The 26,807-nt window shown below is 37.9% G+C and carries 30 protein-coding genes and 1 other annotated feature; of the genes, 28 read left to right on the plus strand and 2 right to left on the minus strand.

What is annotated here, in order from left to right:
* A partial coding sequence (locus tag V7164_RS06920) for a prepilin-type N-terminal cleavage/methylation domain-containing protein (protein ID WP_335353749.1) occupies positions 1-421 on the minus strand: 421 nt, incomplete at its 3' end.
* Positions 422-602: 181 nt separating this feature from the next.
* Here V7164_RS06920 and V7164_RS06925 point away from each other — a divergent pair.
* From V7164_RS06925 to pheA, 28 genes are all read left to right on the plus strand, one after another.
* Positions 603-1,433, plus strand: a complete 831-nt coding sequence (locus V7164_RS06925; RefSeq protein ID WP_335345773.1) for a hypothetical protein — start codon at positions 603-605, stop codon at positions 1,431-1,433.
* A gap of 30 nt (positions 1,434-1,463) precedes the next feature.
* A complete protein-coding gene (locus tag V7164_RS06930; protein WP_335353750.1) occupies positions 1,464-2,786 on the plus strand; it encodes a hypothetical protein in 1,323 nt (440 codons plus the stop codon).
* Between the two features lie 22 nt (positions 2,787-2,808).
* The gene (locus V7164_RS06935) at positions 2,809-4,470 is read left to right on the plus strand and encodes a GspE/PulE family protein (RefSeq protein WP_335345771.1); all 1,662 of its coding nucleotides are present in this window, start codon (positions 2,809-2,811) and stop codon (positions 4,468-4,470) included.
* An 11-nt stretch (positions 4,471-4,481) separates the two neighbouring features.
* Positions 4,482-5,522, plus strand: coding sequence for a type IV pilus twitching motility protein PilT (locus tag V7164_RS06940; protein ID WP_335345770.1), 1,041 nt, complete (start codon positions 4,482-4,484; stop codon positions 5,520-5,522).
* A gap of 1 nt (position 5,523) precedes the next feature.
* On the plus strand, positions 5,524-6,729 hold the full coding sequence (locus V7164_RS06945) for a type II secretion system F family protein (RefSeq protein WP_335345769.1): 1,206 nt from the start codon (positions 5,524-5,526) through the stop codon (positions 6,727-6,729).
* A 107-nt stretch (positions 6,730-6,836) separates the two neighbouring features.
* The gene (locus V7164_RS06950; RefSeq protein WP_335345768.1) at positions 6,837-7,274 is read left to right on the plus strand and encodes a type IV pilin protein; all 438 of its coding nucleotides are present in this window, start codon (positions 6,837-6,839) and stop codon (positions 7,272-7,274) included.
* A 51-nt stretch (positions 7,275-7,325) separates the two neighbouring features.
* Positions 7,326-8,081: a prepilin peptidase gene (locus V7164_RS06955; RefSeq protein WP_335345767.1), complete on the plus strand. Its 756-nt coding sequence runs from the start codon at positions 7,326-7,328 to the stop codon at positions 8,079-8,081.
* A gap of 21 nt (positions 8,082-8,102) precedes the next feature.
* Positions 8,103-9,095 carry a type IV pilus biogenesis protein PilM gene (pilM, locus tag V7164_RS06960; protein ID WP_335345766.1) on the plus strand — a complete coding sequence of 331 codons (993 nt, stop codon included), beginning with the start codon at positions 8,103-8,105 and terminating at the stop codon, positions 9,093-9,095.
* Between the two features lie 2 nt (positions 9,096-9,097).
* Positions 9,098-9,727, plus strand: a complete 630-nt coding sequence (locus tag V7164_RS06965) for a fimbrial protein (protein WP_335345765.1) — start codon at positions 9,098-9,100, stop codon at positions 9,725-9,727.
* Positions 9,724-10,476 (plus strand): pilus assembly protein PilO, encoded by a 753-nt coding sequence (locus V7164_RS06970; RefSeq protein WP_335353751.1) that lies wholly within the window; start codon positions 9,724-9,726, stop codon positions 10,474-10,476. Before V7164_RS06965 ends, V7164_RS06970 begins: the two co-directional genes overlap by 4 nt.
* Positions 10,477-10,584: 108 nt before the next feature.
* A complete protein-coding gene (locus V7164_RS06975) occupies positions 10,585-11,667 on the plus strand; it encodes a hypothetical protein (RefSeq protein WP_335353752.1) in 1,083 nt (360 codons plus the stop codon).
* A gap of 348 nt (positions 11,668-12,015) precedes the next feature.
* On the plus strand, positions 12,016-12,609 hold the full coding sequence (locus tag V7164_RS06980; RefSeq protein WP_335353753.1) for a Maf family protein: 594 nt from the start codon (positions 12,016-12,018) through the stop codon (positions 12,607-12,609).
* Between the two features lie 37 nt (positions 12,610-12,646).
* Positions 12,647-13,336 (plus strand): RadC family protein, encoded by a 690-nt coding sequence (radC, locus tag V7164_RS06985; RefSeq protein ID WP_335353754.1) that lies wholly within the window; start codon positions 12,647-12,649, stop codon positions 13,334-13,336.
* Positions 13,337-13,506: 170 nt separating this feature from the next.
* On the plus strand, positions 13,507-14,523 hold the full coding sequence (locus V7164_RS06990) for a rod shape-determining protein (RefSeq protein ID WP_335345760.1): 1,017 nt from the start codon (positions 13,507-13,509) through the stop codon (positions 14,521-14,523).
* Positions 14,524-14,663: 140 nt separating this feature from the next.
* Positions 14,664-15,548, plus strand: a complete 885-nt coding sequence (mreC, locus tag V7164_RS06995) for a rod shape-determining protein MreC (protein ID WP_335345759.1) — start codon at positions 14,664-14,666, stop codon at positions 15,546-15,548.
* On the plus strand, positions 15,545-16,060 hold the full coding sequence (mreD, locus tag V7164_RS07000; RefSeq protein ID WP_335345758.1) for a rod shape-determining protein MreD: 516 nt from the start codon (positions 15,545-15,547) through the stop codon (positions 16,058-16,060). Before mreC ends, mreD begins: the two co-directional genes overlap by 4 nt.
* A 147-nt stretch (positions 16,061-16,207) precedes the next feature.
* On the plus strand, positions 16,208-16,885 hold the full coding sequence (minC, locus tag V7164_RS07005) for a septum site-determining protein MinC (protein WP_335345757.1): 678 nt from the start codon (positions 16,208-16,210) through the stop codon (positions 16,883-16,885).
* Between the two features lies 1 nt (position 16,886).
* Positions 16,887-17,690 carry a septum site-determining protein MinD gene (minD, locus tag V7164_RS07010; protein ID WP_335345756.1) on the plus strand — a complete coding sequence of 268 codons (804 nt, stop codon included), beginning with the start codon at positions 16,887-16,889 and terminating at the stop codon, positions 17,688-17,690.
* A 146-nt stretch (positions 17,691-17,836) separates the two neighbouring features.
* Positions 17,837-18,613, plus strand: coding sequence for a M23 family metallopeptidase (locus V7164_RS07015; protein ID WP_335345755.1), 777 nt, complete (start codon positions 17,837-17,839; stop codon positions 18,611-18,613).
* Positions 18,606-19,472 (plus strand): M50 family metallopeptidase, encoded by an 867-nt coding sequence (locus tag V7164_RS07020; RefSeq protein ID WP_335345754.1) that lies wholly within the window; start codon positions 18,606-18,608, stop codon positions 19,470-19,472. The genes V7164_RS07015 and V7164_RS07020 overlap by 8 nt, the downstream gene beginning before the upstream one ends.
* A gap of 21 nt (positions 19,473-19,493) precedes the next feature.
* The gene (locus V7164_RS07025) at positions 19,494-20,954 is read left to right on the plus strand and encodes an Rne/Rng family ribonuclease (protein ID WP_335353755.1); all 1,461 of its coding nucleotides are present in this window, start codon (positions 19,494-19,496) and stop codon (positions 20,952-20,954) included.
* Between the two features lie 49 nt (positions 20,955-21,003).
* Positions 21,004-21,095 (plus strand) — a sequence feature (ribosomal protein L21 leader region).
* 13 nt (positions 21,096-21,108) lie between these two features.
* Entirely contained in the window at positions 21,109-21,417 is a 309-nt protein-coding gene (gene rplU / locus V7164_RS07030; protein ID WP_066292891.1) for a 50S ribosomal protein L21, read from the plus strand.
* A 10-nt stretch (positions 21,418-21,427) separates the two neighbouring features.
* Entirely contained in the window at positions 21,428-21,772 is a 345-nt protein-coding gene (locus V7164_RS07035) for a ribosomal-processing cysteine protease Prp (protein ID WP_335347765.1), read from the plus strand.
* Complete coding sequence (gene rpmA, locus V7164_RS07040; protein ID WP_066292897.1) at positions 21,773-22,066, plus strand: 50S ribosomal protein L27; 294 nt, start codon at positions 21,773-21,775, stop codon at positions 22,064-22,066.
* 324 nt (positions 22,067-22,390) lie between these two features.
* Positions 22,391-22,933 (plus strand): sporulation initiation phosphotransferase B, encoded by a 543-nt coding sequence (locus tag V7164_RS07045; RefSeq protein ID WP_335347766.1) that lies wholly within the window; start codon positions 22,391-22,393, stop codon positions 22,931-22,933.
* 80 nt (positions 22,934-23,013) lie between these two features.
* Entirely contained in the window at positions 23,014-24,300 is a 1,287-nt protein-coding gene (gene obgE, locus V7164_RS07050; protein WP_335353756.1) for a GTPase ObgE, read from the plus strand.
* 28 nt (positions 24,301-24,328) lie between these two features.
* Entirely contained in the window at positions 24,329-24,784 is a 456-nt protein-coding gene (locus V7164_RS07055; protein WP_066292905.1) for an ACT domain-containing protein, read from the plus strand.
* A 141-nt stretch (positions 24,785-24,925) separates the two neighbouring features.
* Positions 24,926-25,804, plus strand: a complete 879-nt coding sequence (gene pheA, locus V7164_RS07060) for a prephenate dehydratase (RefSeq protein ID WP_335353757.1) — start codon at positions 24,926-24,928, stop codon at positions 25,802-25,804.
* A 431-nt stretch (positions 25,805-26,235) separates the two neighbouring features.
* Here the strand turns inward: pheA and V7164_RS07065 are convergent, their stop codons facing one another.
* Complete coding sequence (locus V7164_RS07065; protein ID WP_335353758.1) at positions 26,236-26,772, minus strand: transcription repressor NadR; 537 nt, start codon at positions 26,770-26,772, stop codon at positions 26,236-26,238.
* Between the last annotated feature and the right edge of the window lie 35 nt (positions 26,773-26,807).

Below are 26,807 nucleotides of genomic sequence, written 5' to 3' on the forward strand. Positions count from 1 at the left end.
TTACAGCTTCATCTTTATTATTCTCTGGATTTCTTACAATTATCTTTACTTGTATTAGATTATTAAATTCTCTTTTTTTATTAAATTCCATGGTTATCTTAAAATTGGATTTAATATCTTGATTTAATATAGTTCTAAACTCTTCCGTTTTATTAGTAATGCTGCCTGTTTTACCATTATTAATATCCTTTTGAATATTCTCAGGAAAAATAATAAATTCTTTCTTATCCTTTTTCTCTTTTTCTCTTTCTTGCAATATATTTAATACCATTTGAGCAGTATTAGCCGCAGAGAATTTTTCTTCATTTTTCTTTATAAAAAAGGCTGATTGAGAGAAGAATGTCATGAATGAGATAAAAATAATGGTGAGTATTAATATGGATAGCAGTAATTCCAGTAAAGTAAACCCTTTTTGATTCATTTCTATCCCTCCAACTCAAAGAAAGTACAATCTTCTCAAACACTCTCATTTATTATACAATATGAATCATCCATGAAAAGTTCTATTTAGGTCTTTTTTAGTAGTTTTTGAAAAAATGTAACATTTTGCCTGCAGTTTTTGTGATAAATTGGGATTATAATTTTTTTGGGGGTGTAGAGGAATGATAACTGCTATATTTTTGATAGTTTCGTTGTTAATTCTTACGCCCGTATTGCTTTTGCTGCCGATTGGGTTTCCTAAGAAGTGGAAACTTGTTCTTATTGGTGTTGCATTCTTACTAGCAAATGTAGGACTAATGGCTAATATGCAATTACCAATATATCAAACGATATTGATTATTTTTCTGCTTTGTTTTTTAATTACCCTTTTGATAGAGAAAAGAATAGTGAATGTTACTCAAACGAAAGTAGATTCTAAGCCGATAGAGAAGAAAATCATATCCATAGAAAAAGAAACTTTACATAGAGAAGATGAGAAACCAAATATAGTCATAGAAAAAGAAGCTTTACCCACTGTGCTAAATGAAGTAGCTGCAGCTAGCGAAATTCCTCAAGAAGAGGATGACTTAATGGAGCAGGAAAATTCTCTCTATGAGGAAGACGAGGCTTCTGAGGAAATTCAAATAGTTGCACAAAAAATATTTGATACTGAAACTCCGGTAGATCCTCTAGACTTAGATGAGGATGTTTCATTTCTAGAGAATCGGGTAGCAACGATCACTACTAATGGAGACGTGAGCAGTACAAAGCATCAGGAGAATAATTCTGAAAACGCTTATATGTCAGAAATTGAGAAATTACTCGAAGAAAATGATATAGGGTATGAGGAAACAGAAGAGATGCCTAAAACAATTGATCATGTTCCTCAACCTGTAATGGAAGAATTAGAGGAAATTGTGTTTACTAAAGAGCTTCAAATAGAAGAAGATAATGAGGAAAAAACTGATTTGGATGAAGAAATTGAGATTGAAGAACTAGTATTTCATAAATAAGAGATAAGCAATTGAAGGGGAGTTGGCTAGGTGAAAAACAAGCAAGGAATTAAAATTTTTATTGTGCTTTTCCTTTCTACATTTTTTATCTTTGCCTTCTCGCATTACGGTGCTTCCGCTTTCAATTCGATTATCAATAATGCTGACAACTTTGATGAGAATACAGTGGTTGGAAATGTTAACATTTCGGGCAAAAATGAATCAGAGGCGATGAAAGCTGTAGATGAGCAGCTAACCCTTTGGTTAAATGAAATGGTAATAAATATTCATTTTAAAGAAAATCAGATTCAGTTAGACAATGCTTTGTTTCGTTTTAATATTACTGAATCAGTTAAAACAGCACAAAATGGGCAGCAGAATACGGTAATTGTCCAATTTGAAGAGAACACGTTAGAAGATTCTATCTTGAATTCTTACCCTTTAATAGATTCCCGATCTATTGATTTTGAGAAATTACAGACAGATTTGTTAAAAAGTGCAACACGATTACAATCTGAACAACTTGAATTAAAGCTTGAAGACTATATTACAAGTTCAAGTATTAATGAAGATGTTGTAATTCATGAAGTTCAAGTTAAAACAGATGTAGTTCATTTTAGCAGTATATTAGAAAAGCCTATTGAGATTCCAGCTAATAATAGGTTCTCTTTACTTAAGCTAATAGAAGAAAAAGGGTTTAACAATATGTCTGCAGATGCTCTAAATGCCATAGCCTCTGGCATATATCAATTAATTTTGCCGACTAACTTTGCAATTATTGAAAGAAATATCGGGAATGAAAAGCCTGAATATATTCCATTAGGTTTTGAAGCAAAAGTAGATTCACAAAAAAATATCGATCTTATTTTTGTTAATCCGAATGAAATACCATACGAAATTAATATGCAGTTTTTTGACAGTGTGTTAATCCTTTCGCTCAAAGGGAAATCCTTTTTAAATAAGTATGAGGTTATTTCAAATGATGAACAAAGCTTTAAACCCAAAATTATAAAACAGTATAATTCCTTGTTAAAGCCTAGTGAAAAAGTGGTTGAAAGGCAAGGTAAAGAAGGATTATTTATTAAAGTTTTTCGAGAGATTTATGATGAAAAAGGAGCACTTTTAAGAAGTGAAGCTATTTCAGAAGATTTCTATCCTCCTATTCATCAAATTGAAGTGTACGGTCTCATCAATAAAGCCGATGTTGAAGCTGGCAGCCAGGCAGAGACTGGTTCCGAAAATACTGAGTCTTTAGATGATAATCAACAGAGTAACAATAGCAATCTGACAAGTTCTGATATGGATGAAGAAGCAATTGGAGTGATTAAATCGAATAGTGATCTCTGGGGCAAGCCAATTGAACAAATGAAATAATCATATAAAGCAGGGATAGTATATGAAACAAAATCGGCAGCGGCTTGGTGATTTACTTGTAAATGCTGGCCTTATTACAGAAGAGCAGCTCCTAGTAACATTAAAGGAAAAAAGTGATGGGCAAAAGCTTGGTGATGCCCTTCTTCAAAGGGGATTTATTACGGAACAGCAGCTTATTGAAGTACTTGAATTCCAACTCGGCATTCCACATATAAGCCTGTATCGCTTTCCATTTGATACAAAGCTATTTAATATTATTCCAAAAGAGATAGCAAAGCGTCAGCTCTTAATTCCTATGAAAAGAGACGGGGACAAGCTGTTTGTCGCCATGGCTGATCCAATGGACTTTTTTGCAATAGATGATTTACGTCTGTCAACAGGATTCCAGATTGAGACGGCCATTGCAACGAAAGATGATATTTTAAGAGCGATAAACAAGTATTATGACATCGATGAGGGCTTTGAGGAACTACTGGGTGATGATTCGCAAACAGAGACAGTTCAAGAAGAAAAGATAACAGATCAGGACTCACCAATTGTAAAATTAGTGAACCAAATTTTATCGAATGCTGTTACGATGAAAGCTAGTGATATTCACATTGACCCACAGGAAACGAAGGTTGTTGTTCGTTACAGAATTGATGGGGTCCTAAGAGTGGAACGTGTTCTTCCAAAGCACATGCAGGGTGTTCTGATTGCCAGGATTAAAATAATCGCAAACCTAGATATTACAGAGCACCGCATCCCGCAGGACGGAAGAATAAAAGTAAACCTTGACTTTCATCCTGTTGATTTACGTGTTTCTACCTTGCCAACTGTATTTGGCGAAAAAGTGGTTATGCGGATTCTTGATTTAGGCAGCTCTTTAAATGATATCAAAAAGCTAGGCTTCAATAAATTAAATTTAAAGCGATTTAAAGACATGATCGAAAAGCCAACGGGAATTGTTCTGTTAACAGGACCAACAGGTTCTGGGAAATCATCCACTTTATATGCGGCATTAAACCAGTTAAATAGTGAAGAAGTGAATATTATCACGATTGAAGATCCGGTTGAGTACCAACTTGAGGGCATTAATCAAATTCAAGTAAATTCCAATATCGGTATGACATTTGCGGCAGGATTGCGCTCTATTCTTCGCCAAGACCCAAATATCATTATGGTCGGTGAAATTCGAGATAAGGAAACAGTTGAAGTCGCTATACGAGCCTCACTTACAGGGCATTTAGTATTAAGTACTCTCCATACGAACGACTCTATTGGTACCATTACTAGATTAATGGATATGGGAGTTGAGCCTTTTCTAGTTGCTTCGTCACTTAGTGGAATTGTCGCTCAAAGACTTGTCAGGAGAATTTGCCGAGATTGTGCAGAGGTTATTGCACCTTCTAAGCGAGAGGTAGAGATTTTTGCAAAAAGAGGGATGAGTGTAGATAAAGTCACTCGCGGTCGGGGCTGTTCATCATGTAATATGACAGGCTACAAAGGAAGGATTGCCATTCATGAGGTGCTTGTCGTCAATGATGATATAAGACGCACGATTATGAATGGGGAATCAATTACTAGATTAAGAGAATTAGCGATAAAAAATAAAACGATCTTCCTTATCGATGATGGCTTGTTAAAGGTAAAACAAGGACTAACTACTACTGAAGAAGTATTACGAGTCGCGATACTTGAATAGGGGTGCGAGGAATGAAGGAAAAAATAGATTATTTATTACGCGCCGCATTTGAATTGAAAGCATCAGATTTGCATATAACCGTTGGTGTTCAGCCAATTCTTAGGATAAATGGAGACTTGAAAAAATACGGAAAAGAACCATTATTGCCTGAAGAAACGGAAGGAATGGCAAGGGCGATTATTCCGGAGCATATGTGGGAGCAGTTTAAGGAAAAGGGAGAATTGGATTTCTCCTATGGCATTCCGGGTGTTTCCAGATTTCGTGTGAATACATATCACCAAAGATCGTGTATAGCAATGGCTATTCGGGTTGTACCGACAAAAATTCCAACGATTGAGGAGTTAGAGCTGCCGAATATTTTACGTAAAATAGCCGAAAAGCCACAAGGCCTTGTCCTAGTGACAGGCCCAACAGGCAGCGGTAAATCTACGACACTAGCTTCAATGATCCAGTATATGAATGAAACGATGCGAAAGCATATTATCACACTCGAAGATCCAATTGAGTATTTGCATAAGCACGGAAATTCAATTATTGATCAGAGAGAGGTTGGCTTTGATACGAGGAATTTTGCAAATGGTTTAAGGGCGGCATTACGCCAGGATCCTGACATTATTTTAGTTGGTGAGATGCGTGATTTGGAAACTATTCAAACTGCGATTACGGCTGCTGAAACGGGGCATTTAGTTTTAGGAACCTTACATACATCAAGTGCACCATCGACAATAAATCGTATTATCGATGTATTCCCACCTTCTCAGCAGCCACAAATTCGAATTCAGCTTGCTTCCGTTCTAGTGGCGATTATTTCACAGCGGCTCTTTCAACGAGAAGATATTAAAGGCCGGAAAGCTGCAACTGAAATATTAATTAATAATTCGGCCGTAGCTAATCTTATTCGAAATGAAAAAATCCATCAAATCGTGAATATTATGCAAACGTCACGTGGACAGGGAATGCATACACTTGAGAGCAATATTAAAAGTTTAATTCAGTCCGGCATCATCTCTAAAGACATTGCAGAACCATTCCTGCAGGAGATGTTAACTTAAAATGGGTAGATATAAATATTCCGGCCGAAATCGTAAAGGGAAAATAGAAGGAATAATCAACTCAACATCGAAAAGGGAAGCAATGTTTAAATTAAGAGAGGAAGGAATTAGGGTTTTGGAGATCGCTGAAGTGCCTGAATCCTTCTTAACAAAAGATATTTCAATCGGAAATCCTGTTAAGCTACAGCACTTTGTTATTTACTTAAGACAATTTTCAACATTATTAAAAGCAGGGATATCTGTAGTAGAATCTACAAAAATACTATCTGTACAAACGGAAAGTAAAGCCTTGAAAAAAGCGCTGTTGGCTATTGAAGGAGATTTAAGAGAGGGAAATCCACTCTCGGACGCCGCTGCTAAACATAAAAAAATCTTTACATCGATGTTTATCAATATGGTTCGTGCAGGTGAGGCAGGCGGTAATATGGATGAAACGCTTGAAAGACTTGCTGAACATTTTGAAAAACAGCATAATACTAGGCAGAAAATTACCTCTGCACTAGCCTATCCAATTGTCGTAGGGTTCGTGGCAATTGCTGTTGTTATTTTTCTTTTAGTTTCGGTTGTGCCGACATTTGTTGCGATGTTTGAAGATTTCGGAGGGGAACTGCCGGCAATTACGAAGTTTGTTCTGAGCGCAAGCGAATTTATGCAAACTTATTGGTGGCTAGTTTTAATCTTTTTTATCAGTTTGGTAATTATGATTATAATCCTGAGGAATAATTCGAAGACAAGATATTATTTAGATTATATAATTCTAAGAACCCCTATATTTGGAAAGATGCTGCAAAAAGCAGTAATCGCAAGAATGACAAGGACATTAAGCTCCCTGTTTACGAGTTCTGTCCCCATATTACAGGCCATGACGATAGTTGAAAAAGTAGTTGATAATGAAGTTATGGCAAGGGTTATACGGCAATCAAGAACTTCACTTGAAAAAGGTCAATCATTAACAGAACCAATGAAGAAGCACTGGGCCTTTCCTCCTCTCCTAACACAAATGATTGCTATTGGGGAAGAAACAGGTGCTTTGGACGCCATGCTTGGTAAAGTAGCTGATTTCTATGAAAAAGAGGTAGAAAACAGTACTGATAGAATTAAATCTCTTATTGAACCGTTAATGATTGTTTTCCTTGCGGGCATTGTCGGAACGATTGTGACATCCATAATGGTTCCAATGTTTGAGATCTTTAATCAGGTCGGATAATGTTTTCAAAAAATTAACATTTTATATCTATTATTTTAGTTAGCGTCTAGTATAATTAAATTTAGGTCTTATGTCATGATTTAATATTAATAGAGAGGGAGATTAGTATGTTAAAAAGAATTGGAAAGAGATTGAAGGATCAGCGTGGGTTGACGTTGGTGGAATTATTGGCGGTTGTAGTAATTTTAGGGATTATTGCGGCGATTGCTGTTCCTAGTATTGGGAATGTTATTGCTAAATCAAAATATGATGCGGCGAAGGCAGATGCAATTCAACTAATAAGTGCTGGAAAATTGTATGTCGCGTCTAATGGCGCTCCTGAGACAGCAAATAAAGATATTAAAAGTACTGATTCACCTAACCCCCTTGCTGAGTATATTGAAATCTCGAATAATAACCTAGCATCATGGACTGTAACAATTTCTACAACAGGTGCTGTAACTGTTACTGCCACATCAAATCATAAACCTAAAGCTGGTACAACTACTATAGGAACGACTGTTGCTGAGATTAATGCTTTGAAATATGAAACTGGTGGAAAATAAATTTTTAGGATATAAAATATCTTTTCTAACTAGTGTTAGGAGTGTTAGCGAATGTATTTTCTAATAATCTATATACTAATAATAGGTCTAGCACTCGGTTCATTCTTCAACGTCGTTGGCCTCCGCGTCCCACAAAACCAATCCATTGTGGCACCGCGTTCAGCCTGTCCAAATTGTCATCATAAGCTCAATCCTTATGAGCTGATACCGGTTCTATCATACATCATCCAAGGGGGGAAATGCCGCCAATGCAAGGTGCGCATTTCTCCTATTTATCCATTAATGGAGCTGCTAACAGGATTGCTGTTTGCGGCAGCACCGTTAATATTAGGTTGGTCAAGTGAGCTGTTTGTTGCTTGGACGTTAATTTCATTATTTATGATTATTTTTGTATCTGATATCAAGTATATGATTATCCCTGATAAAGTTTTACTTGTGTTTACAGGGATTTTTTTATTAGAACGGATTCTCATTCCTCTTGAACCATGGTGGAATTCCCTTCTAGGGGCAGCTGTTGGTTTTTCTCTCCTGCTTTTTATCGCAATTATTAGTAAAGGAGGTATGGGGGGAGGAGATATTAAGCTTTTTGCCCTTATTGGCCTTGTGGTTGGATTGAAAGTAGTTCTATTATCTTTCTTTCTAGCAACCTTATATGGGGCGGTTTTTGGTATAATTGGATTACTAACCGGTAAGCTGAAAAGGAAAAATCCAATTCCGTTTGGTCCGTTTATTGTTGCAGGAACACTGACTGCCTATTTTTATGGAGATTTGATCCTCGAAAGTTACTTTCGCTTATTTGCATCTTGATTTTAGTAAGGGGTTTAATAAATGGCACTTTCCCTTTTTTCGCGAAAAAACCGTATCATTAATCTGATTATTAATGACTATTCGATTCGGTTTGTCGAATTGAAGCAAACGAATCCGCTTAGTATCCAAAGATGGGGAGAGCGGTTTATTCCGTTTGGGATTGTCAGAGACGGAAAAATTATTGACCATGAAACATTAGAAATGATTCTTGAAGAATGTATTACTGATTGGAAAATTCAGAAGCGCGCTGTTCGATTTATCGTTCCTGATTCCTTTGTCATTATTCGAAAGGTAAATATTCCTGGCGATGTTAAGGACGATGAAACCAATGGCTTTTTATATCTAGAACTTGGCACAAGTATTCATCTTCCATTTGATGAGCCTGTATTTGACACGTATACGGTGAGAAAAGAAAAGGATAAAAAAGAAATTTTAATATTTGCGGCACAGGAAGAGAATGTCTTAGACTATGCCGGCCTATTCACGAATGTAAAGCTTGTCCCTGAAGCTGCTGATGTTTCTTCACTTTCTCTTTACCGGCTTTATCATCATTTAGGGATGCCTGATCAAGATGAGCGGCTCTTAATGATTCAATTTGATATTAATATGGTTAACCTCTGCATTTTTGAAAACCAGCTACCTCTATTTATGCATCATTTGGTGTTCGATTTTGAAGAAGATAAATGGGAGATCAAATCAGGCAAAAACGGGTCAAGTGAGCTTCAATATTACGGGGATCCAGAGGCTTTGCTGTTTCAACTAGAGGACATATATAAAGAGATAAGTAAATTCATGGATTTCTACCGATATTCAATTAATCAGGGAAAACAGCAGGTATCCAAAATTTTCTTAAATGGTGATCATCCTCACCTTGACATCATCAAAAAAGAGGTAGAAAACCGATTTGACCTTCCACATCAAACGATTAATTCAAACTCAATTCCTTCAGCAACAGAAGAAAAGCTGCCAAGATCTCATTATCTGGCTCTTGGGCTTGCATTGAAAGAGGTGTAAGTATGCTCATCGAAATCAACCTATTGCCAAAAAAGGAATCGAGGAATACATCTCTTGTCATGTTAGCTTGTGTGTTAGGTATTATATTGCTTTTGGGAATCGGATCTGCTGTTTGGGTTGGGCAAAGTTATAAAGGAAAACTTGACTCAATTACACAGCAGCAATCACAAATACAGAAATTAATTGCTATAGAACAAGAAAAAGTGGCGAATGCAGAGTCCCTTAATTCATTGGATGAGCTCGAAAAGGCAGTAAATTGGGCTCATGATTACCCGATCAAAACAGTCCCTATTTTAAGGAAGTTTACTGCCCTACTGCCAGAAAGAGGCTTTGTTCAAACCTTTAGCTACGAGGAAACGGGTAATATTGTGATAACTGTTCAGTTCGATACAAGTCGCGAAGCATCCTATTACTTAAAATCTATGCTGGATTCAGATTGGATTGAAGATGCCGCTATCCGTACTTTAACTACGACTAATATATCAGAGGAAGATAGCAACGAAGGACACATACTGGAGCCAGATAAGGAAAAAATTCTGCCTCGCTACCTTGCTGAATACGAAATTATTATAAATCGATCGGTTATTAAACAGGATGTAGAGTTAGTTGAAAATGGGGGGGATGAATCATGACCCTTCTTTCTTCAAAAAAAGAAAAATTTATAGGGATTACTGGCTTTATCATATTAGTTTTAATTTTTTTAGGTATCTACTTTCTTTATATTCAGCCGCTAAGGTTTACGCTAGCCAGTAAACAACGGGAGTTGCAAACGGAGGAACAGCTCCTTGCAGTTATTGAAAGTCAGATTAAAAAAACAGACTCTAATACGTATGAAGGAACAGAAGCACTTCAAAAAAAAATCCCTGTAAAGCCGCTGGTTGAACAACTGCTTCTTGATATTGAAAAGGCTGAAACGGTATCTGGGAGTTTTGTTTCAAATATGGAGTTTTCAACAGATGAAATGGAAGAAGAAGCACAGGGTGAAACAGAGGATTCAATTTTAGAAGAATCGCCATCCGATCAAGAGGAAGAAGAAAATTCATCCATTCCCATGCCAGCTGGGATGAGAAAAACAACAGTTTTACTAACCGTTAAATCCTCTAATTATTTTGAAATGGAGAAATTTATAGAGACGCTAGAATCAGAAAATCGGATCATTCTTGTTGAGAACCTTAATATTTTCGGTCAGGAAGAGATTGTTTCTACAGATCAAGAGAAACAGACAATTGAATCGAAAATAACTATTTCCGCTTTTTATATGCCGACTTTAACTGACCTAACAGATCAGCTTCCAAAAATGGAGGTTCCAAAGACAAGCGATAAAAAGAATCCGTTTAGCATGTCTGGAAATATTTCAAATCAAGCAAACAAAGAACAATAAAAAATTTGACGAAAATCCCCCGTAACAAGACGACAAAAGTCTTGTTATTTTTTTTTTTCGATATGTTAGGATGAAACTTAATCATCAATCGACATGGAAGGAGGACGAATGGTGGAAGGCCGGGAAAAAGGTAGAACCATTACGATAAAAATAAATGGCGAGCATCGGTCCTACGAAGAAAACCTTGTGGAAGAAAATCAAAAAGAGGATATAAAAATTGAGCATTTACAACAGGAAGGCAGAACAGAAAATTGGGACAATATGTCTTTGGAAGAATCGGCAGCCGCTAAGGAAACAGCTGATGATGATAGCTTTGATTGGATTCTGCCAGAAGACACGATAGAAGAAACAGATTTAAAAGAGTATAATATAGCTGCACAAACGAAGAAATCTAGTAAAAAAGGAAATGGGACATTCGGCCAAAGCTTTAAAAAGAATAGGCATAAGGGATTTCTCACATCCGTATTCATAACAGTATTTTTTGCTATTTTACTAGGGACAGGCTTTGGATTTATCATGTTAAAGCTAGTCATCACTGAAAATTCAGCAGAAATTGAACAGCCGGTTATTGCCGAGCCAGCCGTAGAGGAAGTGGTCAAACAACCTGAAGGTTCTGAAACAGCCGTTTTACAACCTCTATCAACCTTTGTTATCCAAGGTGGTGTTTTCTCTAATATTGAAGCAGCTAGGCAAATCGAAGGGGATCACATACAAAAAGGAATCCCTTCAAAGGTTATTGATATAAATGGACAGGCCGTACTTTATTTAAGTATTGCCTCAAGTATTGAAGACGCCAAAGAAATAGGGAATCAATTCAAGGACAAAGGATATGAAGCTTTTGCAAAGCCTATCACTTTAGATGAGAAATCACTAGAGGGGCTTCTAGCAGTGGAGAAAAAAATAATCGATGCTGCCCCCGGTATTTTTCAAGCTATCGCAGAGGGAGCAACGGAAGCAGCTACGAAACAAACATTATCTGATGCTAATGTTGATAAGATAGCAGCCCAAATTGAAAGCATAAAGACCGATAAAGGTGATCAGCTAAAAAACAAAGGGATCATTTCTTTAAATAATGAACTAAATCATGCCCATCAACAGTTAATGGCATATAAAGAGTCAAAGGATTCCGCAGCTTTAACAAAGGTTCAACAGCATTTACTTGAATTTTTTTCGGTTTATCAAGCATTGTAAAAGTACATATTTTTATGTGCATAAAAAAGTAGTTGAAAGGTTAATTGTGTTTTATAAATGAAAGTTCAAGTGCTTATATAGTACCTAAATGCTTTTAAGTCTAACAAAATCAAGTTTCGACATTAACCTCCCTTAATCGAATATTTTCTGGGAAATAACGCAAATTATTGGAGTCTGTTCTTACTTTTTCGACAGACTCCTTATTTATTTTGATAAGGTAAAGGGTTAAAGTGGTTAATCACATTAAAGATTTATTATTTGCTGTTATAAAATTGTTTGTCCTGCTGAATTTTGGTACGATATAGATGTATCTCCCAATATGATACAAATTTAAGGTAAGGTGATTATATGAAAAACCTCATTCTAGCCTCTTCTTCTCCACGACGAAAAGAACTTCTTGAAAATCTTCATTTAACCTTTGAAGTATCCAGCAGCGATGTCGATGAAAGCTTTGACCCGGCATTAACACCGGGTGAAGTTGTCATGGAGCTCAGCAATAGAAAGGCAAAGGCAGTAAGTTTACAAAACCGAGAGTCATTTGTCATTGGTGCAGATACGGTAGTAGTCCTTGAAGGAGCCGTATTAGGAAAGCCGAAGGACAGAACAGAAGCCTACACGATGCTAAAAAGTCTATCGGGTAAAACTCATTCTGTATATACAGGGGTATCCATAATCGCACCGGAAAAAGAAAAGAATTTCTATGTAAAAACAGATGTGGTGTTTTGGGAGCTTTCAGATGAAGAAATAAATGCTTACATTGACACCAGTGAACCCTTTGATAAGGCAGGAGCATACGGAATTCAAGGCTTCGGAAGCGTTCTCGTCAAGGAAATCAATGGCGATTATTTTTCTGTTGTTGGTCTGCCAGTTTCTAGGACAGTTCGTGAATTAAGAAATGCAGGATATTTCCAACCATTTCCACAGAAAGCAAATTCATCTTAATCTCCCTCGCGCCCATTGTAAGGGAGGAAATGAAACAATGGAAACACAAAGCTTAATGATCAAGGATTTTCCGCAGGATGAACGTCCAAGGGAACGCTTTATCCAAAATGGACCTCAAAGCTTAGCTACCCATGAACTTGTTGCCATCCTTCTTCGTACCGGTACAAAGGATGAATCAGTTCTGCAATTATCTAATAGGCTCCTTACTCACTTTGAAGGCTTACGGCTATTAAAGGATGCATCTTTAAATGAAATCACTTCCATAAAAGGCATTGGTACAGCTAAAGCCATTCAGCTTTTGGCAGCCGTTGAAATTGGCAGAAGAATATCCAATTTATCCTATGACGACCGTTATACGATCCGCTCTCCAGAGGACGGGGCAAAATATGTCATGAACGACATGCGCTTCCTATCTCAGGAGCATTTTGTTTGCCTCTATCTAAATACAAAAAACCAAGTTCTTCACAAGCAAACGGTTTTTATCGGCAGCCTAAATGCCTCGATCGTGCACCCAAGGGAGGTATTCAAAGAAGCGTTCCGGCGTTCAGCTGCTTCAATCATTTGTGCCCATAATCATCCTTCTGGTGATCCCGCGCCAAGCAGAGAGGACATCGAAGTAACGAAAAGGCTTTCTGAGTGCGGTAAAATAATTGGCATTGAGGTGCTCGATCATCTCATTATTGGAGAAAATAAATTTGTGAGTCTGAAGGAAAAAGGGTATTTATAGCACTATGTTTTTATTTGACGATAAGCTATAATATTGTTTATGCTTTTTTACGTGAATGATTATAATCACCTATTCAAAAAGTAACTTTTTTATGAAAATAAATATACTAGTCAGCTAGCAGCTGGCTCTGTTCATTTTCGCATTTCGTATCAGAAAGGGAGATACAAACGATGTTTGGAACTAAGGATCTTGGAATTGATTTAGGAACAGCTAATACACTTGTATATGTAAAGGGAAAAGGAATTGTTGTAAGAGAGCCTTCAGTAGTTGCTTTGCAAACAGATACAAAACATATCGTGGCTGTGGGGAATGATGCAAAAAACATGATCGGCCGGACACCAGGGAATATCGTAGCACTTCGCCCAATGAAGGATGGGGTTATTGCTGATTATGAGACAACAGCCGTCATGATGAAATACTATATTAAGCAAGCAAATAAAAGCAAAGGACTGTTCTCTGGAAAGCCATATGTGATGGTTTGTGTACCGTCAGGGATTACTGCAGTTGAGCAACGTGCAGTTATAGACGCTACTCGTCAGGCAGGTGCTAGAGATGCATACCCAATTGAGGAGCCCTTTGCAGCGGCAATTGGTGCAAATCTTCCTGTATGGGAGCCTACTGGCAGCATGGTCGTTGATATTGGTGGAGGAACAACTGAGGTAGCGATCATTTCTTTAGGTGGTATTGTAACTAGCCAGTCCGTTCGTGTAGCTGGAAATAATATGGATGAAGCGATTATCAATTACATTCGTAAACACTATAATCTTTTGATTGGTGATCGTACATCTGAAACGATTAAGGTCGAAGTTGGTTCAGCGGGTGATCCTAACGGTATCGATAATATTGAAATACGCGGACGTGATCTTTTAACTGGACTTCCTAAGACTATTGAAATAACAGCTGAGGAAATTTCTAAAGCTCTGCATGACACAGTTTATGCCATTGTTGACGCTGTAAAAGTAACACTAGAGAAAACGCCACCAGAGCTTGCAGCAGATATTATGGATCGCGGGATAGTTTTGACTGGCGGAGGCGCCTTACTTCGAAACTTGGACAAGGTAATTAGTGAAGAAACGAAAATGCCAGTATTAATTGCTGAAAATCCGCTTGATTGTGTAGCGATTGGTACGGGAAAAGCACTGGATCACATTGATTTATTTAAAAATAAATCAAGGGATTCCCGTTAATATCATGATTGAAGCCCATTCACCTAAAATAGTGACTGGGCTCCAATCGTGTTTATGATAAGACAGTTCCTAGATCTTGTTTTAGATATACAATGCTCTTCGTACATTTCTTATATAAATAGTAAATTGAGGTGTTAAAAATGCCACAATTCTTTTTGAATAAACGCCTGATTCTTTTGCTTGTTAGCATCATTATTCTCGTGGCATTGATTGGGTTTTCATTAAAGGAACGTGAACAATTAAGCTGGCCAGAGCAATTTATCAAGGATACCACTGGATGGATTCAAACTGCCATTTCACGCCCAACTCATTATGTTGCTGGTTTCTTTGAAAATTTGCAAGACTTGCAAAATACATATACAGAAAATAAAGAGTTAAAAAAGCGGCTGGATGAACTCGCACGTCTTGAAGCAGATGTACAAATGTTTAAAAAGGACAATGCTGAGCTTCGTGAAATTCTTGATAAAAAGGAATCGTTAAGTGAATTTGATCCAATACAAGCTACAGTAATTGGAAGAAACCCTGACCGATGGACCGACCTTCTTATTATCAATAAAGGGTCTAAAGATGGCATTAAACAAAATATGGCTGTCATTACTGCAAATGGTTTGATCGGGAAGGTGAAAAGCAGTCAGCCTCTAACTTCTACAGTACAGCTATTAAGTGCGATGGATCCGACAAATCGTATATCGGCTGAAATTCAGGCAGATGGAAATAGCTATTATGGCCTAATTGAAGGATATGACAAAGATAAAGGACTTCTATTACTGAAAAGGATTCCATTTGATGCAAAAGTAGAAAAGGGGCAAAATGTCATTAGCTCCGGTAAGGGCGGGGTATTTCCAAAGAATCTTCCGATTGGAAAGGTAGTTGAAGTTGCACCTGCTGAATATGGACTAACTTTAACAGCTTATGTGAAGCCAGGGGCAAATTTATATGATATTGAGCATGTGATGGTTGTAAATAGGAAAGCTTTACAGCCTGACTTGGAAGAAATGATAGATGATAAGGAGGAGGAACTGTGAGAAAATTCCTTCTTCCTCTTTTATTCATTTTGATTTTCATTGCAGAAAGCATTTTTGTAGAGCTAATGCCCGAAAAAGCTTTTGGAGAAGCTTATATTATTGTGCCCAGGTTTTTAATAATTGCTTTAACTTTTCTAACAGTTTATGGACCTGGAAAATATGGGATCATTTATAGCTTCTTTGTTGGACTTCTATTTGATATTGTTTATACCGAAATTATCGGGATTTATTTGTTTATGTTGCCATTAGTTTCCTATATTATTCTGAAGCTAATGAAAATATTACAAACCAATATTGTCATTGTTTCAATTGTTGCCTTGATTGGGGTGCTGCTTCTGGAGTTAGGAGTTTATGAAATGTATTTCCTAATTCATCGAACCAACATGCCATTTTCTACTTTCATGTCACTTCGTTTTTTGCCAACAGCGATTTTTAATTTAATTTTCATTATTATTGCAGCTTATCCGCTCAAAAAGCATTATGATAAACTAGTAGCAAGCTTGGATATATAATACCGTTCATAGTAAAAATTAAATTCCCACACTTTCCATCAATGAATTCTTATCCTAAAAAGGATTTTTTAGCCTTTCTGTCGAATTCTTTTTATTTATGGAGCGTATAAAGCGCTTGCGCTTTTCTTATGAGGTGAACATCTTGACATGAAGAAATTCCAAAATATAACGATTAAAGGGACAAAGGATGGGTTAATACTCCATCTCGATGATTCCTGTTCTTATGAAGATTTAAAAAAAGAGTTAGATATTAAGCTTTCTGAAAGCTCGAGATCACGTGAAGATCGCCTAATCACAGTAAAGGTTCAGGTTGGCAACAGATATTTATCGAACGATCAGGAAGAAGAACTAAAAGAGCTAATTCGACAAAAGAAAAATCTTGTTGTAGATTCAATCATTTCCAATGTCGTTTCGAAAGAAGAAGCAGCAAAATTAAAAGAAGAAACCGAAATTATACCTATTGCTAGAATTATTAGGTCTGGTCAAGTATTACATGTACAAGGCGATCTCCTCCTCGTTGGGGATGTTAATCCTGGAGGGACAGTGATTGCAGGCGGAAATATTTATATTATGGGGACCTTAAAGGGGATAGCACATGCGGGCTTTTATGGAAATAAAGAAGCAATTGTTGCAGCATCTAGCATGAAGCCTTCACAATTGCGCATTGCATCTTGTATAACAAGAGCTCCTGATCAAAATCAGGACCAGGAAAAAAGAGAAATGGAATGTGCTTACATAAATGAACAAGATCAAATAACAGTAGATAGATTACAAGTGTTGATGCATCTAAGACCAAACATTACGAGATTGGAAGGGGGACAATAGGATGGGAGTAGCAATTGTCATAACATCAGGTAAAGGTGGAGTTGGAAAAACGACAACTTCAGCTAATATTGGAACAGCTTTAGCTCTGCAAGGAAAAAGAGTTTGCCTCGTCGATACAGACATTGGCCTCCGTAATTTAGATGTGGTGATGGGACTTGAAAACCGTATTATCTATGATTTAGTCGATGTATTAGAGGGACGGTGCAAGATTCATCAGGCACTTGTAAAAGATAAACGGTTTGAAGATCTGCTTTATTTATTGCCTGCCGCACAAACGAGTGATAAAACCGCAGTCACTCCTGAGCAAATGAAGGTACTCGTTAATGAATTAAAACAAGACTATGATTATATCATTATTGATTGTCCTGCAGGTATTGAGCATGGATACCGCAATGCAGTTGCAGGTGCTGATAAAGCAATTGTTGTGACAACACCAGAAGTTTCAGCTGTTCGAGACGCAGACCGTATTATTGGTCTGCTTGAAAAAGAAGAAAATGTTGAAGCGCCAAGGCTAGTGATTAACCGGATCCGCAGTCAAATGATGAAAAATGGGGATATGCTCGATGTGGATGAGATTGCCGCTCATCTGTCTATCGAATTAATAGGCATTGTGGCAGATGATGATGAAGTCATTAAAGCTTCAAATCACGGAGAACCAATTGCATTAAACCCTAATAGCAAAGCTTCTATTGCTTATAGAAACATTGCCCGCCGAATATTAGGAGAATCGATTCCCCTCCAGCCTCTGGAGGAAGATAATGTAGGCGTTTTCTCAAAAATTAAAAAGTTTTTTGGTGTCAAGTAAAAGTCAGGGAAATTCCTTGGCTTTTTTATTTTAAATAAATAGCCTCTCGTTTCTTCTTCTAGAAGATTCAATTTATTTCAAGTCATACTCCCATTGGACAACTCATAGACTTGTACAAAAGAATCGTAAGGGAATGGTGGGGGCGTATGAGATCACGAGCAGACGAAATACGAAAGCGGATGGAACGAAGAAAAAGAGAACGAGAGCGAATGTCAAAACCGATAACAAAACAAAATCTGTGGACGGAAGATGAAGAAAGATATGGCTTTGATAGGATTTCTTCGTATGACGGCAAAGGGGAAGAAAGCTTTCATCCTTTATTCCGAAAAGAACATTTCTTATTTAAAATACTTGCCTCTGCATGCCTATTTTTAATTATCGCCATCATGTTCAAAAACAATACTGGAACCTTTGAACCTGCGAGGAACTTTGTCATGAAAGCGATGGAAAATGACTTTCAATTTGTGACTGTTGCGAATTGGTATGAAGATAAATTCGGCAAACCCCTTGCCCTTTTACCATTTAAGGATGAGAAGGAAGGGAAAAAGGAGTTATCCCCAAAAACGGAGTATGCTTTGCCGGCTTCAGCTAGAATTCTTGAGGATTTTCAAGAAAATGGGCAGAGAATTACAATTGAAACGAGCAAGGATGCTGCTGTTATCGCCATGAGTGAAGGTTTAGTTAAATTTGCGGGGAAAAAGGACGGCTTTGGAAAAACCGTCATTATTAGCCACGCTGATAATAGTGAATCATGGTATGGGAATTTAGAGGAAATTAACGTGAATCTCATGGAGTATGCTGAAAAAGGCACTGAATTGGGTAAGTCAACTGCAATGGAGGATGGAATGAAGGGTTCCTTTTATTTTGCTATTAAAAAGGGTGATGATTTCGTTGACCCGATACAGGTGATCCCATTTGAATAAATTTGCAGGATTGATAAAATATATTTATATTCACCCGCTTCTTTGGGTTGTTATTGGATTAGCTGTGATGACCGCTCATTTTATAGAATTGTCTCTGTTTTTGCTAATAATTTTTGTTCATGAAATGGGGCATGCGGCAGCAGCGTCTTTTTTTTCGTGGAGGATTAAAAGGATTGCCTTGCTGCCATTTGGTGGGGTTGCGGAAATAGAGGAGCATGGAAATCGCCCTTTAAAGGAAGAACTGATTGTTATCCTATCAGGGCCTCTCCAGCACATTTGGATGATGGGGGCTGCTTACCTTCTTTATGAGCTTTCATTTCTTTCAGAAGGCATGTACGAGCTGTTCATTCAGTATAATTTAATGGTCTTATTATTTAATCTGCTGCCCATTTGGCCGCTTGATGGTGGAAAGATCGTTTTTCTATTCTTATCCATCTATCAATCATTTCCAAATGCACATCGGAGAGCTTTGCTAATTTCTGCTGTTTGTACATTGCTTTTTTCAGTTTTTATCTTAATATTTTCACCAATCAATTTAAATATTTGGGTAGTGATCGCCTTTTTGTTATTTTCACTGTACCATGAATGGAAACAAAGCCGTTACGTTTTCATGCGTTTTCTGCTTGAAAGATATTACGGGAAGAATAGTGACTTTCGTCAGCTAAAGCCCATTGTAGTGAAAGAGGATGAAATGGTTATGCATGTGCTCGAGAAATTTCAGCGCGGCTTTAAGCATCCGATTATTATTGAAAAAGACGGGAAAGAAAAGGGTTCAATGGACGAAAACGAGCTTTTACATGCTTATTTTACGGAAAAAATGGTAACATCCCGTATTGGAGATCTACTCTATGTTTATTAGAAGTTAAAGTGAGGAACTATTTTGTATACATTGATTATTAATCATTTAACTAGGGAAAAACGGTTTGCTTTAGTAAAAAATAATGTGGTGGAAAAGCTATTTATTCAACAGCCGAAGCAACAGTCAGCTGTAAGCAAAATTTATTTAGGAATAGTTGAAAAAGTGCTACCCGGAATGAATGCCGCCTTTGTGGATATTGGCGAGGAAAAGAGCGGGTACCTACATCGGGATAAAATGGCATCTTTTGTACAGGCAGAGGAAGATGGAGCTGAAAGTGTTTCTTCCTATGCTCATCAAGGCGAAAGGCTGCTTGTTCAAGTAGAAAAGGATGCAGCAGGAACAAAGGGACCGCGTCTCTCTGGTATCATTGAGCTGCAAGGAAATCATTTAATTTACATGCCTCGTGGACGTTATGTCGCCGTATCCAAAAAAATTGAAGATAGCCAAGAAAGAGAAAAGCTGCGGGAGCTTGGCCATGAAATGAAGGAGCCAGAAGAGGGTCTTATTTTTCGAACATCTTCAAAAGGCACACAAAAAGAACAGTTATTAGCCGAGCTTGAACAGCATCGGCTTAAATATAACGAGATCCTTCAAACGGCTGGTGTTTTAAGAAAGCCAGGATGTGTGCTGGAGCGAAATTCATTGATTGATGAAATTTCTGAGGAGATAGAAAGATTAGAAATAAATGAAATTATTGTGGATGATTCCGCTTTTAAGGTTGAGCTTCAGAAGAAATTTCAATGCTCCATTCAGCTATATAGTGGAAAAGAAAACATTTTTTCTGCTTATAGACTTGAACATGAAATTGAAAAAGCGTTAAAGAGAATTGTATGGCTGGAAAATGGTGCCTATCTAATTTTTGACGAGGCGGAGGCATTAACGGTCATTGATGTGAATACAGGGAAATACTCGGGTAAACAAGACCTTTCGGATACGATATTAAAGACAAATGAATGGGCAGCAGTTGAGGCCGCTAGACAAATTCACCTTCGCGATATTGGCGGTATGATCTTAATCGATTTCATTGATATGAAGAAGGAAAAGGATCGGCAGCATATTATTAGCTTGTTAGAGGGTGAGCTTAGGAAGGATGAGAGACGGACAAAAGTAATAGGCTTTACCCCGCTCGGAATCCTGCAATTAACGCGGAAGAAGACTAAGCCTGCCCTATTAGAATCCTTGACGATGAAGTGCCCAAGCTGTGAGGGGACAGGTCGTGTATTAAGTCCAGAGTCAATCGCTTTTCGCTTAGAAAGAGAGCTATGGGAGCATAAAGGCGGGGACTATGAGGCCGTCTTCATAGAAGCTACACAAGATGTTCAAAGGACCTTCTCTGGAGAGAAAAATGTCCACAAGGAAAGAATGGAGGAATTGCTCGGTCTAGAGATTATTTTTAGCGGCAGTGATTCTTTAAAACCAAGTTATGAGATTCGGCAATATGGAACTTCAGCTGATTTAAGAAAAAAGCTAGAATCCAATTGACATTTCGGGGCAATTTATGATAGGATTTTCATGTTATGTTTGTAGCGCACCCGTGCTACAACCGCTCAGAACAGGTTATAAGCTTTTGCATTACTTTCAAGTAATGTAAGACGCCTGATGATGGCGAGTCTTAGTCTAAGAGGAGGTGCAGTTCATGTACGCGATTATTGAAACTGGTGGCAAGCAAGTACGTGTAGAAGAAGGTCAAGCTATCTACATCGAAAAGCTAAATGCAGAAGCAGGCGAAACAGTAACTTTTGATAAAGTTCTTTTCGTTGGCGGAGACAATGTAAAAGTAGGAAGCCCTGTTGTTGAAGGAGCTACTGTTACAGCTAAAGTTGAAAAGCAAGGCCGTGCGAAGAAAATTATTGTTTTCAAGTACAAAGCGAAGAAAAACTATCGCAAAAAGCAAGGTCATCGTCAGCCATACACTAAAGTTGTGATTGAAAAGATCAACGCTTAAGGCGATTAACATGATTCAAGTTACGGTGAATCGAAAAGAGTCCGGTATGATTCAGTCATTTGAAATAAGCGGCCATGCCTTTTTTGCTGAAAGAGGGAATGATATTGTCTGTGCAGGCGTATCAGCCGTATCGATTGGCGCCATTAACGCGGTGCATGCTTTAATCGGCATTACACCCGATATTGAGCAAAAGGAGGATGGTTTTCTCCGCTGTGCAATTCCGGACAATTTGCCGGAAGAAACAAACGAGAAAATTCAACTTCTTTTAGAAGGAATGGTTGTCTCATTGCAGACGATCGAAGAGCAATACGGGCAGCATATAAAAATGACCTTCAAAAAGCAGGAGGTGGAATAAATGTTACTAAAATTAGATCTTCAGTTATTTGCTTCTAAAAAGGGAGTAGGTTCAACGAAGAACGGCCGTGATTCTATCGCGAAGCGTCTAGGTGCTAAGCGTGCTGATGGTCAGTTCGTAACTGGTGGTTCTATTCTTTACCGTCAACGCGGTACTAGAATTTACCCAGGTGTAAACGTTGGTAAAGGTGGAGATGATACACTTTTCGCGAAAGTGGATGGTGTTGTTAAATTCGAGCGCCTTGGCCGTGATCGTAAGCAAGTAAGCGTATATCCTGTAGCTCAAGAAGCATAAGGAATGCTTAGGAAAACTCTAGCCTAAATGGTTAGAGTTTTCTTTTTGGTTTGAATCATGTATATTTTGCTTACGTTAGCTTGGTTTTTTGATATACTAACAGCAAGTGACACTTAACTTTATTCAGCCATTTTCATCCATTACTATAGGCTGTTAGATGAATGCAAAATAGCTATTCAATTAAGTCGAGCTAAAAAAAGGCTGAATAAAGTTAAGCCTCTGGCGGATGCCTCAGATTTTTCAGAGGAATTTATCGAGCGAGCTCAGGTAATCTGGGCGCAAATACGCCAAGGCGAATTTGATTTCATGTGTAGGAGTGCATGTATGAAGACTGATTGGGATGTAATCGAGGTGCTGCGTTACGCACGCCACGACTGGTTAAACAAAATCCAACTAATAAAAGGAAATCTGGCATTAAATAAAATTGACCGGGCTAAAGAAATTATTAATGAAATTGTTGTTGAAGCCCAAGCTGAAGCTAAGCTGTCTAACTTGAATATTCCTCAATTCGCCTCCTTGCTTCTTACATATAATTGGGAAAATCATTCGTTTCAAATTGAATATGATGTAATGGAAAGTTCAGTGAACGGTTTATTGGATGATGATTGGCTTACAAATTGGACTAGATCTTTTTTCGATTATTTGGATTCATCTATTAAGCCGTTTTATGAGAATCATTTATCTGTTACAATTGAGCCGCAAATGGATGGAACCCGTTTCTTTTTTGATTTTAGAGGGATAATAATAAATAAGATGCAGCTAGAGCAATTTTTGGAGATAAAAGGATCAACATATCCAGAAATTGTTATTCAAAGCTGGACTGAACAAGAATTATCATTTGATTTTTTAGTTTCCCCTAGAAAATAATCCATCATCATAGTACATAATGAAAACATACAGTTCTTGCTGTTCTATGAAATGGGAACAGCTAAGACGGGAGGAATAATATGTTTGTCGATCAGGTAAAAATTTATGTTAAAGGCGGAGACGGAGGAAATGGCATGGTTGCCTTCCGCCGTGAAAAATATGTTCCTAAGGGAGGACCTGCGGGCGGAGATGGCGGTAATGGCGCAGATGTCGTTTTTGAAGTGAACGAAGGTCTGCGTACACTAATGGATTTCCGTTATCAGCGCCATTTTAAAGCTACCCGCGGGGAGCATGGCATGTCCAAAAACCAGCATGGCAAAAATGCTAAAGATATGATTGTTAAGGTTCCCCCTGGAACAGTTGTTACAGATGTAGAAACAAATGAGATCATTGCTGACCTTACTGAGCATGGCCAAAAAGCTGTTATTGCAAGAGGTGGCCGAGGTGGAAGAGGAAACTCTAGATTTGCTACTCCATCTAATCCAGCACCAGAATTATCAGAGCATGGAGAGCCGGGAATCGAGAGAGAAGTCATTCTTGAATTAAAGCTTTTGGCGGACGCTGGGCTTGTTGGTTTTCCAAGCGTAGGCAAATCAACGCTATTATCTGTTGTTTCTTCGGCAAGACCGAAAATTGCAGAATACCATTTTACGACTATTGCTCCAAATCTAGGTATGGTTGAAACCGAAGACGGGCGCAGCTTTGTCCTAGCAGACCTGCCAGGATTAATTGAGGGGGCACATTCTGGAGTTGGTCTTGGCCATCAGTTCCTAAGACATATTGAACGTACCCGGGTTATCGTTCACGTCATTGACATGGCGGCAACAGAGGGCAGAGATCCATATGAAGACTACTTAACCATTAATAAAGAATTACGAGAATATAATTTACGATTAACGGAAAGACCTCAAATTATTGTTGCAAATAAAATGGAAATGCCTGGAGCGGAGGAAAACCTTCAAAAGTTCAAAGAGCAAATTGAAGAGGATTATCCAATTTTTCCAATATCGGCGATTACAAGACAAGGGTTAAGAGATTTAGTATTTGCCATTGCTGACAAAATTGAAAAAACACCTGAATTCCCGCTTCATGATGAGGTCGAGACAGGTGTTCATCGCGTAGTCTATAAACATGAAGCTGAAGAATCAGAATTCGTTATTACAAGGGATTCAGCTGGTACATTTATTGTTTCAGGAGACGCGATTGAGAAGCTCTTTAAGATGACTGACTTTTCTAGGGATGAATCTGTCCGCCGTTTTGCAAGACAGCTCCGTGGAATGGGTGTCGATGAAGCTCTCCGTGAAAAAGGGGCAAAGGACGGGGATACAGTAAAGCTTCTTGATTATGAATTTGAGTTTATAGATTAATCTCAGGATGGCTTAATGGAGTGTAGGTATGAGACAGGAGAAATTCGATAAGAAATTTTATCTCGTTCGGGAAGATGTTCTTCCCGAGGCTATGAAAAAAACGTTAGATGCTAAAGAAATGATTGAGAGAGGGAAGGCAGAATCCGTTTGGGATGCCGTGCAAAAGGTAGATTTGAGCAGGAGTGCCTTTTATAAATACAGGGATACTGTCTTTCCTTTCCATACGGTAGTCAAAGAAAGATTAATTACTTTATTTTTCTATCTGGAAGATCGTTCAGGTACTTTATCTCATCTACTTGCAGTGGTTGCCTCTTCTGGGTGCAATGTCATGACAATTCACCAAACGATCCCTTTAATGGGGAGGGCAAACGTCACCCTTTCCTTAAATATTACTGCGATGGCTATTGAAATTGAAGAACTGCTTGCAAATTTGAGAAAGCTGGAGTTTGTTGAAAAAGTTGAGGTGCTCGGCTCAGGTGCATAATCTTTGTACCTATTCCGGCCCTGATTTTTTCTTTTATAGGCAGTTTATCAAAACAATCAAAATTGATTACTTACATTCTTCGTGTAAAGTGGTAAAGTATTAGTATGAAAGAATGCTTGTAATTAAAGGGAGAGATTTTTCGTGAAAGTAGGTTATTTAGGTCCGAAAGCAACATTTACTGATATCGCTGTACGGGAAATGTTTCCCGAAGAACAGGCTGTGCCCTATTTAACAATTCCTGATTGTTTTGACGCTTTAATAGAGGATGACATTGAAGTAGCTGTAGTGCCACTAGAGAATGCACTTGAGGGATCAGTTAATATTACGCTGGATTATTTAGTTCATGAAGTGGATCTTCCAATTGTTGGGGAAATAACTTGTCCGATTAGGCAGCATTTTATGGTTCATCCAGCAAATAAAGATCATTGGAAGGAGGTTGGTGTTGTTTACAGTCATTCTCATGCTTTAGCTCAATGCCATAAATTTTTGCATAAGGAGCTTAAGGGGACGCCATCTGAAAAAACAACATCGACTGCTGCTGCAGCTCAATTTGTAAAGGAGCATCCAGACATTAAAGCGGGTGCGATTGCCAACGAGCTCGCGGCAAAGGAATATGGTCTTGAAATCGTACGTGAGGATATTCACGATGTCAGCTATAATCATACACGTTTTATAGTTCTATCGAAGAACGAGGTCTCTTTACGGGAAGAGAAAACATCATTTAAGGGCTACAAAACGACAGTCATGATTACTTTGCCATCTGATCGTTCCGGAGCTCTTCATCAAGTGCTGTCTGCCTTTGCTTGGAGAAAATTAAATCTTTCTAAAATTGAATCAAGGCCAATGAAAACAGGACTTGGAAATTACTTCTTTATAATTGATGTTGATATGAAGCAGGATGATGTTCTCATACCAGGTACAGTCGCCGAACTGGAAGCATTAGATTGTAAGGTGAAAATTTTAGGAAGCTATCCATACTTTCAGCTCGGAATGGAAAAAAGCCGAGTGCAACATATATGAGTAATTACGGCATTGTAAATTGGTTCGATAATGTTGAGAAAAAATTTCCAATAACAACAGAAAAATGAACGCTCAAAATCACTTTGAGCGTTCATTTTTTTATAATATTATTTTTAAGCGGACAATGAGTCCTTTATTTTTAATAAATGACCATAATATAAGAGCTAAGCGGACTCTAGGTACGTTAAATACAAAAAAACATAAGCGAATTACTGCTTTTTTACAAAATAGCGGAACCTATGTCCACAAACATAAGGAAATACCCTATTTTTTCGCATATAACGGAACTGATGTCCGCCAAGCTCAGATAATCAAAATTACAAAAGTTGTTAATCCTTACTAGTTAAAAGTCAGCAGGGCCAATTCCGTATGTCTAGTCACCAATTAGTATACTTGCTTATCCGCAAAACAACATTATATGCTTTTTTCTCCTATTCCACGATAAAATTAGCTTGCTTCAATGCATTGACTGCTTCATCCAGTTTTTGTTCAGAGGCAGCTTGGATGGTGTGGAGGTGAATGCCTTCTGTTAGCTCTGATAGGTAGGCTGCCTTTGTTGCTTTGATTTTTTCAATAAATTGCTTGACTTCTTTTCGATTTGAAACCATAACCGAAGCAATTAAATCCCCGTAAACGGGATGTTCAATTCGCACGTCCTTGACTGTAATTCCATGGTCCACAAGTAAATTCAGCTCTTCTTCTGTTCTTTCGGGAGTGTGGGAACTTGCAACGGTTCGTTCAAAAGATGTGGAGATGGAAGCTTGGGTTAAGTAAATATATCCTTGGCTTGTAGCAAGGATAGGCTCTCCTCTTGCTTTAAGCAAGGTAATATCACCAACAATGACTTGCCTGCTTACGTTCGTTCTCGTTGCAAGCTCATTGCCTGTTATCGGTTCACCATTTTTCTTCAATAATTCGAGTAGCAGTTCTCTTCTTTCCTCACCGAGTACCTTTTTCTGATCCTTCATTTTTCGAAAACTCCCTTTATATGACGATAATGATA

This window comes from Bacillus sp. JJ1474, assembly GCF_036965225.1.
In the GTDB taxonomy this organism is placed as follows: domain Bacteria; phylum Bacillota; class Bacilli; order Bacillales; family Cytobacillaceae; genus Cytobacillus.

What these genes read in the sequence shown, in the direction of transcription:
- V7164_RS07055 (WP_066292905.1), top strand. Translation starts at nt 24,329, where the DNA reads ATGAGACAGGAGAAATTCGATAAGAAATTTTATCTCGTTCGGGAAGAT.
- obgE (WP_335353756.1), top strand. Translation starts at nt 23,014, where the DNA reads ATGTTTGTCGATCAGGTAAAAATTTATGTTAAAGGCGGAGACGGAGGA.
- V7164_RS07035 (WP_335347765.1), top strand. Translation starts at nt 21,428, where the DNA reads ATGATTCAAGTTACGGTGAATCGAAAAGAGTCCGGTATGATTCAGTCA.
- minC (WP_335345757.1), top strand. Translation starts at nt 16,208, where the DNA reads ATGAAGAAATTCCAAAATATAACGATTAAAGGGACAAAGGATGGGTTA.
- rplU (WP_066292891.1), top strand. Translation starts at nt 21,109, where the DNA reads ATGTACGCGATTATTGAAACTGGTGGCAAGCAAGTACGTGTAGAAGAA.
- V7164_RS07045 (WP_335347766.1), top strand. Translation starts at nt 22,391, where the DNA reads ATGAAGACTGATTGGGATGTAATCGAGGTGCTGCGTTACGCACGCCAC.
- V7164_RS06970 (WP_335353751.1), top strand. Translation starts at nt 9,724, where the DNA reads ATGACCCTTCTTTCTTCAAAAAAAGAAAAATTTATAGGGATTACTGGC.
- V7164_RS06975 (WP_335353752.1), top strand. Translation starts at nt 10,585, where the DNA reads ATGGTGGAAGGCCGGGAAAAAGGTAGAACCATTACGATAAAAATAAAT.
- V7164_RS07015 (WP_335345755.1), top strand. Translation starts at nt 17,837, where the DNA reads ATGAGATCACGAGCAGACGAAATACGAAAGCGGATGGAACGAAGAAAA.
- pilM (WP_335345766.1), top strand. Translation starts at nt 8,103, where the DNA reads ATGGCACTTTCCCTTTTTTCGCGAAAAAACCGTATCATTAATCTGATT.
- V7164_RS06950 (WP_335345768.1), top strand. Translation starts at nt 6,837, where the DNA reads ATGTTAAAAAGAATTGGAAAGAGATTGAAGGATCAGCGTGGGTTGACG.
- V7164_RS06990 (WP_335345760.1), top strand. Translation starts at nt 13,507, where the DNA reads ATGTTTGGAACTAAGGATCTTGGAATTGATTTAGGAACAGCTAATACA.
- V7164_RS06925 (WP_335345773.1), top strand. Translation starts at nt 603, where the DNA reads ATGATAACTGCTATATTTTTGATAGTTTCGTTGTTAATTCTTACGCCC.
- V7164_RS07065 (WP_335353758.1), bottom strand. Translation starts at nt 26,772, where the DNA reads ATGAAGGATCAGAAAAAGGTACTCGGTGAGGAAAGAAGAGAACTGCTA.
- V7164_RS06980 (WP_335353753.1), top strand. Translation starts at nt 12,016, where the DNA reads ATGAAAAACCTCATTCTAGCCTCTTCTTCTCCACGACGAAAAGAACTT.
- rpmA (WP_066292897.1), top strand. Translation starts at nt 21,773, where the DNA reads ATGTTACTAAAATTAGATCTTCAGTTATTTGCTTCTAAAAAGGGAGTA.
- V7164_RS06955 (WP_335345767.1), top strand. Translation starts at nt 7,326, where the DNA reads ATGTATTTTCTAATAATCTATATACTAATAATAGGTCTAGCACTCGGT.
- mreC (WP_335345759.1), top strand. Translation starts at nt 14,664, where the DNA reads ATGCCACAATTCTTTTTGAATAAACGCCTGATTCTTTTGCTTGTTAGC.
- radC (WP_335353754.1), top strand. Translation starts at nt 12,647, where the DNA reads ATGGAAACACAAAGCTTAATGATCAAGGATTTTCCGCAGGATGAACGT.
- V7164_RS06935 (WP_335345771.1), top strand. Translation starts at nt 2,809, where the DNA reads ATGAAACAAAATCGGCAGCGGCTTGGTGATTTACTTGTAAATGCTGGC.
- V7164_RS06940 (WP_335345770.1), top strand. Translation starts at nt 4,482, where the DNA reads ATGAAGGAAAAAATAGATTATTTATTACGCGCCGCATTTGAATTGAAA.
- V7164_RS06945 (WP_335345769.1), top strand. Translation starts at nt 5,524, where the DNA reads ATGGGTAGATATAAATATTCCGGCCGAAATCGTAAAGGGAAAATAGAA.
- minD (WP_335345756.1), top strand. Translation starts at nt 16,887, where the DNA reads ATGGGAGTAGCAATTGTCATAACATCAGGTAAAGGTGGAGTTGGAAAA.
- V7164_RS06965 (WP_335345765.1), top strand. Translation starts at nt 9,098, where the DNA reads ATGCTCATCGAAATCAACCTATTGCCAAAAAAGGAATCGAGGAATACA.